Origin of the sequence: Bradyrhizobium sp. 142 (genome assembly GCF_023074015.1) — a bacterium.
In the GTDB taxonomy this organism is placed as follows: domain Bacteria; phylum Pseudomonadota; class Alphaproteobacteria; order Rhizobiales; family Xanthobacteraceae; genus Bradyrhizobium.
On record NZ_JADPKQ010000502.1, the window covers coordinates 78,797 to 85,282 of the forward strand.

Here is a 6,486-nt window from a genome sequence, read left to right on the forward strand (position 1 = left end):
CGCGAGCCGGGACCCAGGAGCCAAGATGGGCCCTGGCTCAGCAGCGCACCGCGGAAGGGCGCTGCGCCGCGTCCGGGGCACGAGAGCGATTATGCTGCTGGCTTCGCCAGCCCGAACGCCTCCGCCAGCAGCGAATACGACTTCTTGCGCGCGTCGTGGTCGTAGACGGCGGTGATCACCATCAGCTCGTCGGGCTTGCTGGCATCGATCAGCGGCTGAAGCTTCTGCTGTACCGTCGCAGGCGAGCCGACGAACAGGCGCGAGCGGTTGCGCAGGATCGAGGTGCGCTCGGCATCCGTATAGGGATAAGCCAGCGCTTGCTCGACGCTCGGCAGCGGCAGGTACTGGCCGCGGTCGCGGCGTAGGCGGTTGAGGTCGAACGAGGCGGCGAGTTTTTCAGCCTCGTCATCAGTGTCAGCGGTGATGACGGCGACGGCGAGGATCGCCTGCGGGCTCGCGCGCCACGCCGAGGACTGGAAACGGTTGCGGTAATGCACCATCGCATCGATCGCGTCGTGGGACGCGAAATGATGGGCGAAGGCGAAGCCCATCCCGACTTGCGCGGCCAATTCCGACGAATAGTCGCTGGAGCCGAGCAGCCAGATCGGCGGCAACGGCGTGTCGTCGGGCATCGCGACAACATTGTTGTAAGGGTGTCCCGAGGGAAATTCACGGGTCTGCCACAGGATCAGTTCGTGCAGCCGCTCCAGGAAATCGTCGCCCTCGCGGCGATCAAGCCGGCTGCGAAGCGCGTAGGCCGTGGCGCCGTCGGTCCCCGGTGCGCGGCCGAGGCCGAGGTCGATGCGACCGGGAAACAGGGCCTCCAGCATTTTGAAGCGTTCGGCCACCACCAGCGGCGCGTGGTTGGGCAGCATCACGCCGCCAGAGCCGACGCGGATGTGCGTCGTCACCGCAGCGATCTGTCCGATCATCACGTCGGGCGCCGGGCTCGCGACGGACGCCAGATTATGATGCTCGGCGAGCCAGTAGCGGACATAGCCGAGACCATCGACATGGCGCGCCAGATCGATGCTGTTGCGCAGCGCCGCGGCAGGCTTCGTGCCGGTGGTGACGACGGAGAGGTCGAGGACGGAGAGCGGGAGCATGGCGGGTAAGCTAACGCGCTGCGGCAGCGCTGCAATGGGGCGAGGAGCAGGGCTGGCGTGTGCTGGCCGTGAGTCGGGTGCACTGGCACCGTCGCTGCCGTTGGGACAGGAATATAACGCCGCCATTGATTTTCTATCTGCCCAACACCTATTTTGCCAGCAATTCTCTTGACGCACCAGACAACAGACTGAAATATATGCGTAATATTGTGATTCTAAAGTCCCACGCAGATTCCATTTCTCGCCGCCAATTAGACAGATACGTTCGCAATAGTGGGCTATTTCCCAACCACGATGGGCTGTCGGGCCATTCGCCTTTGTCCTATCTTGTCTCTTCCACTGGACCTGACCGACGCCCGCCTAGAAGACCCTGGAGTGAGTGGTGCCATGACCGACTTGACGACGCCTGCCCAAGCCGAGGGGCACCTCGCCGGGAAACGGCCGGCGATCTCCTTCGAGTTCTTTCCGCCCAAGACCGAAGACATGGAACGCAATCTCTGGGACACCATCAACCGGCTGGCTCCGCTCGATCCGAATTTCGTCTCGGTGACCTATGGCGCCGGCGGCTCGACCCGCGAGCGTACCCATTCGACCATCTCTCGCATCCTGAAGGAAACCGCGCTCTTGCCGGCCGCGCATCTCACCTGCGTCGGGGCCTCGCGCGGCGAGATCGACGAGATCGTCGACCGCTATCACGAGGTCGGCGTCCGCCACATCGTCGGCCTGCGCGGCGATCCGCCTGGCGGTATCGGCACGGCCTACGCCGCCCATCCCGACGGCTATCAGAGCTCGGCCGAGCTCGTCGCGGGGATCAAGAAGCGGCATGGCGATATCGAGGTTTCGGTCTCGGCCTACCCTGAGAAGCATCCCGAGGCCCGCGACTTCGACGCCGATCTCGACACGCTGAAGGCCAAGGTCGACGCCGGCGCGACCCGCGCCATCACGCAGGTGTTCTTCGATAACGACCTCTACTTCCGTTATCTCGACCGCGTTCGTAGCCGCGGCATCAACATTCCGATCGTGCCGGGCATCATGCCTATGCACAATTTCAAACAGGCGAGAGCCTTCGTCACCCGCGCAGGCACCAGCGTGCCGGACTGGCTTGCGGAGAAGTTCGACGGCCTCGACGACGATCCCGACACACGCAAGCTGGTCGCGGCCACTGTTGCCGCCGGCCAGGTGCACAAGCTGGCGAAGCACGGCGTCGACACCTTCCATTTCTACACCATGAACCGCGCCGACCTCGTGTTCGCGATCAGCCATTTGCTCGGCATTCGCGCCAAGAGCGCCCAGAAGGCTGCGTAAGACAACATGACCATACCGATCTCTCCGAAGCGAACCGCCCTGCTCGACGCCGCCCGCGACCGCATCCTGGTGCTCGACGGCGCCATGGGCACGATGATCCAGAACCTCCAGTTCGACGAAGCCGCCTTCCGCGGCGAGCGCTTCAAGGATTTCCACCGCGACCTGCGCGGCAACAACGATCTGTTGATCCTGACCCAGCCGCAGGCGATCGAGGACATCCACGCCGCCTATTTGCGCGCCGGCGCGGACATCGTCGCGACCAACACGTTCTCCACGACCTCGATCGCGCAGGCCGATTACGACCTCACCGACATCGTCTATGAGATGGCGCGCGAAGGCGCCCGTCTCGCCGGCAACGCAGCCCGGCGTGTCGAGGCCGAGGACGGCAAGCCGCGCTTCGTCGCCGGCGCCCTCGGCCCGACCAACCGCACCGCCTCGATCTCGCCGGACGTTTCCAACCCCGGCTACCGCGCCGTGACCTTCGACGACTTACGCAAATCCTATGGCGAACAGATCCGGGGCCTGATCGACGGCGGCGTCGACCTGCTGCTGGTCGAGACCATCTTCGACACCTTGAACGCCAAGGCGGCGCTCTATGCGATCGCCGAGATCACCGAGGAACGCGGCATCGACGTGCCGGTGATGGTGTCCGGCACCATCACCGACAAATCCGGCCGCCTGCTGTCGGGACAGATGCCGGAGGCATTCTGGCATTCGGTGCGGCACGCCAAGCCGGTCACCATCGGCTTCAACTGCGCGCTCGGCGCCGAAGATCTGCGCGCCCATATCGCCGATATCGGCCGCGTCGCCGATACGCTGGTGTGCGCCTATCCCAATGCCGGCCTGCCCAACGAGTTTGGCCAGTACGACGAGACCCCGGAGTACATGGCCCGCCTGATCGGCGAGTTTGCCCGCGATGGCCTCGTCAACATCGTCGGCGGCTGCTGCGGCACCACGCCGGACCACATCGCGGCGATCGCCGCTGCGGTTGCCCCGCACAAGCCGCGCGTCGTGCCAGAGATCGAGCCTCGCTTGAGGCTCTCCGGCCTCGAGCCCTTCATTCTGACGGACGCGATCCCCTTCGTGAATATCGGCGAGCGCACCAACGTCACGGGTTCGGCGCGCTTCCGCAAGCTGATCACCGCCGGCGACTACACCGCCGCGCTGCAAGTTGCCCGCGACCAGGTCGAGAACGGCGCACAGATCATCGACGTCAACATGGACGAGGGTCTGCTGGACTCGGAAGCCGCGATGCGGACCTTCCTCAACCTCGTCGCCGCCGAGCCCGACATCGCCCGCGTGCCGGTGATGGTCGACTCTTCCAAATTCTCGGTGATCGAGGCGGGCCTGAAATGTGTTCAGGGCAAGCCGGTGGTGAACTCGATCTCGATGAAGGAAGGCGAGGAGAAGTTCATCCACGAAGCGAAGATCGCCCGGCGTCACGGTGCGGCTGTCGTGGTGATGGCGTTCGACGAGGTCGGACAGGCCGATACGTTCACGCGCAAGACCGAGATCTGCAAGCGCGCCTACGATATCCTGGTGAAGCGCGTCGGGTTCCCGCCGGAAGACATCATCTTCGATCCCAATATTTTTGCGATCGCGACCGGCATCGAGGAGCACAACAATTACGGCGTCGACTTCATCGAGGCGACGCGCTGGATCCGCAAGAACCTGCCGGGCGCGCATATCTCGGGCGGCGTCTCCAATCTGTCGTTCTCGTTCCGAGGCAACGAGCCGGTGCGCGAGGCCATGCACTCGGTGTTCCTGTATCATGCCATCAAGGCGGGCATGGACATGGGCATCGTCAATGCCGGACAGATGATCGTCTATGACGACATCGATCCCGAATTGCGCCAAACTTGCGAGGACGTGGTGTTGAACCGCGATCCCGGCGCGTCCGAGCGGCTGCTGGCGCTCGCGGAAAAATTCCGCGGCAACAAGACCCAGACCAAGGAGGCCGATCTCGCCTGGCGCGAATGGCCGGTGGCGAAGCGGCTCAGCCACGCGCTGGTGCATGGCATCACCGAGTTCATCGAAGTGGATACCGAGGAAGCCCGCAAGGCCTCCAAACGACCGCTCGACGTGATCGAGGGACCGCTGATGGCCGGCATGAACGTGGTCGGCGACCTCTTCGGCGACGGCAAGATGTTCCTGCCCCAGGTCGTCAAATCCGCACGCGTGATGAAGCAAGCGGTGGCCTGGCTGATGCCATTCATGGAAGAGGAGAAGGCGCGCAACCTCGCCAACGGCATCGGCACGGAAGGTTCGAGCTCCGCCGGCAAGATCGTGCTCGCGACTGTGAAGGGCGACGTCCACGACATCGGCAAGAACATCGTCGGCATCGTGCTCCAGTGCAACAATTTCGAGGTCATCGACCTCGGCGTGATGGTGCCGGCCGCGAAGATCGTCGAAACCGTGAAGGCGGAGAAGGCCGACATCGTCGGCCTGTCCGGCCTGATCACGCCCTCGCTCGACGAGATGGCGTTCTTCGCCGGCGAATTGCAGCGCGAAGGGTTGAAGCTGCCGCTGCTGATCGGCGGCGCCACCACGAGCCGCGTGCATACCGCCGTGAAGATCGACCCGAGCTATCGCGCCGGGCCTGTGGTGCATGTCAACGACGCCAGCCGGGCGGTCGGCGTCGCCTCCGCGCTGCTGTCGCCCGAGAAGCGCGAGGCCTATGCCGCCGACGTGCGCGCCGAATACGCAAAGATCTCCGATGCGCATTTCCGCGCGCAGGCCGACAAGAAGCGGCTGAAGCTGGCTGCGGCCCGCGCTAATCGCGTGCCGGTCGACTTTGCCACAAACAAGCCGGTGAAGCCGACCTTCCTCGGCACCAGGAGCTTTGCCGATTACGACCTCGCCGAGCTCGTGCCCTATATCGACTGGACGCCGTTCTTCCAGACCTGGGAGCTCGCCGGCCGCTTCCCCGCCATCCTCGACGATGCCAAGGTCGGCGAGGTCGCGCGTTCGCTCTACGACGATGCGCGCAAGATGCTCGACCTGATCGTCAAAGAAAAATGGTTCAGGGCGCGCGCGACCGTCGGCTTCTGGCCGGCGAATGCGCAAGGCGACGACATCGTGCTCTATGCCGACGAAAGCCGGACCAGGACGATCGCGACGCTGCACACGCTGCGCCAGCAGCTCGAGAAGCGCGAAGGCCGCTTCAACGCCGCGCTCTCCGATTTCATCGCGCCAATTGACACGGGTGTGCCCGACTATGTCGGCGGCTTCGTCGTCACCGCCGGCATCGGCGAGGATGTGGTCGCCGACCGCTTCAGGAAAGCCAATGACGACTACTCCTCGATCCTGTGCAAGGCGCTGGCCGATCGCCTCGCCGAAGCTTTTGCCGAGCGCATGCACGCCCGCGTGCGCCGCGAGTTCTGGGCCTATGCGCCGGACGAGGCACTCTCGACCGACGAACTGATCCTGGAAAAATACCAGGGCATCCGCCCCGCGCCCGGCTATCCCGCACAGCCCGATCACACCGAGAAGGCGACGCTGTTCGAGCTGCTCGACGCGGAAGCCACCGCCGGCGTGAAGCTGACGGAGAGCTTTGCGATGTGGCCGGGCTCCAGCGTGTCCGGGCTCTATTTCTCACACCCTGCGAGCTATTATTTCGGTGTCGGCAAGATCGAGCGCGACCAGGTCGAGGACTATGCCGCACGCAAGGGCATGAGCGTCGCGGAAACCGAGCGCTGGCTGGCGCCGATCCTGAACTACATTCCGGCGCAGCAAGGCGCTGCCGACAAGGCTTTCGCGGCGACGCCGGCGAACGACGAGACCTCGAAGGAGCTTGCCTCGCATCCGCCGGGCTGCACCTGCGCCGTGCATCTGGTCTGGCAGAAGAAGCGCGCAGGCGCGGGATAGGCTTTCGCCTCTAACAGTTTGCTGAAAAACCCCTGAACTGGAGGGTTTTTGTATTCTGGCCGGTCGTTGTTGGGACGGCGCTTTGGAGTTGGATGTAATTTTCTAGCCTGGTGTTGGGTGCCCCCTGGGGCAGGGAGGCTAAGCGGCAAGCAGTTTGGGAATGCGGATCAGGTTATAGGCGATCAAATTGAGCAGGAAGTCGGCGGGG

The 6,486-nt window shown here is 64.2% G+C and carries 3 protein-coding genes; 2 read left to right on the forward strand and 1 reads right to left on the reverse strand.

The genetic code is table 11. The annotated features are described in order from the left end of the window. Positions 1 to 89 precede the first annotated feature (89 nt). A complete protein-coding gene (locus IVA82_RS45260) occupies positions 90 to 1,106 on the reverse strand; it encodes an LLM class flavin-dependent oxidoreductase (RefSeq protein WP_247388172.1) in 1,017 nt (338 codons plus the stop codon). Between the two features lie 387 nt (positions 1,107 to 1,493). Between IVA82_RS45260 and metF the strand changes: the two genes are divergently transcribed. Next, positions 1,494 to 2,411 (forward strand): methylenetetrahydrofolate reductase [NAD(P)H], encoded by a 918-nt coding sequence (gene metF, locus IVA82_RS45265; RefSeq protein ID WP_247388173.1) that lies wholly within the window; start codon positions 1,494 to 1,496, stop codon positions 2,409 to 2,411. Positions 2,412 to 2,417: 6 nt separating this feature from the next. Then, positions 2,418 to 6,278 carry a methionine synthase gene (gene metH / locus IVA82_RS45270; RefSeq protein ID WP_247388174.1) on the forward strand — a complete coding sequence of 1,287 codons (3,861 nt, stop codon included), beginning with the start codon at positions 2,418 to 2,420 and terminating at the stop codon, positions 6,276 to 6,278. Positions 6,279 to 6,486: the final 208 nt, after the last annotated feature.

Bases quoted from the DNA above. Each gene is read 5' to 3' on its own strand.
- IVA82_RS45260 (WP_247388172.1), bottom strand. From the start codon at position 1,106: ATGCTCCCGCTCTCCGTCCTCGACCTCTCCGTCGTCACCACCGGCACG.
- metH (WP_247388174.1), top strand. From the start codon at position 2,418: ATGACCATACCGATCTCTCCGAAGCGAACCGCCCTGCTCGACGCCGCC.
- metF (WP_247388173.1), top strand. From the start codon at position 1,494: ATGACCGACTTGACGACGCCTGCCCAAGCCGAGGGGCACCTCGCCGGG.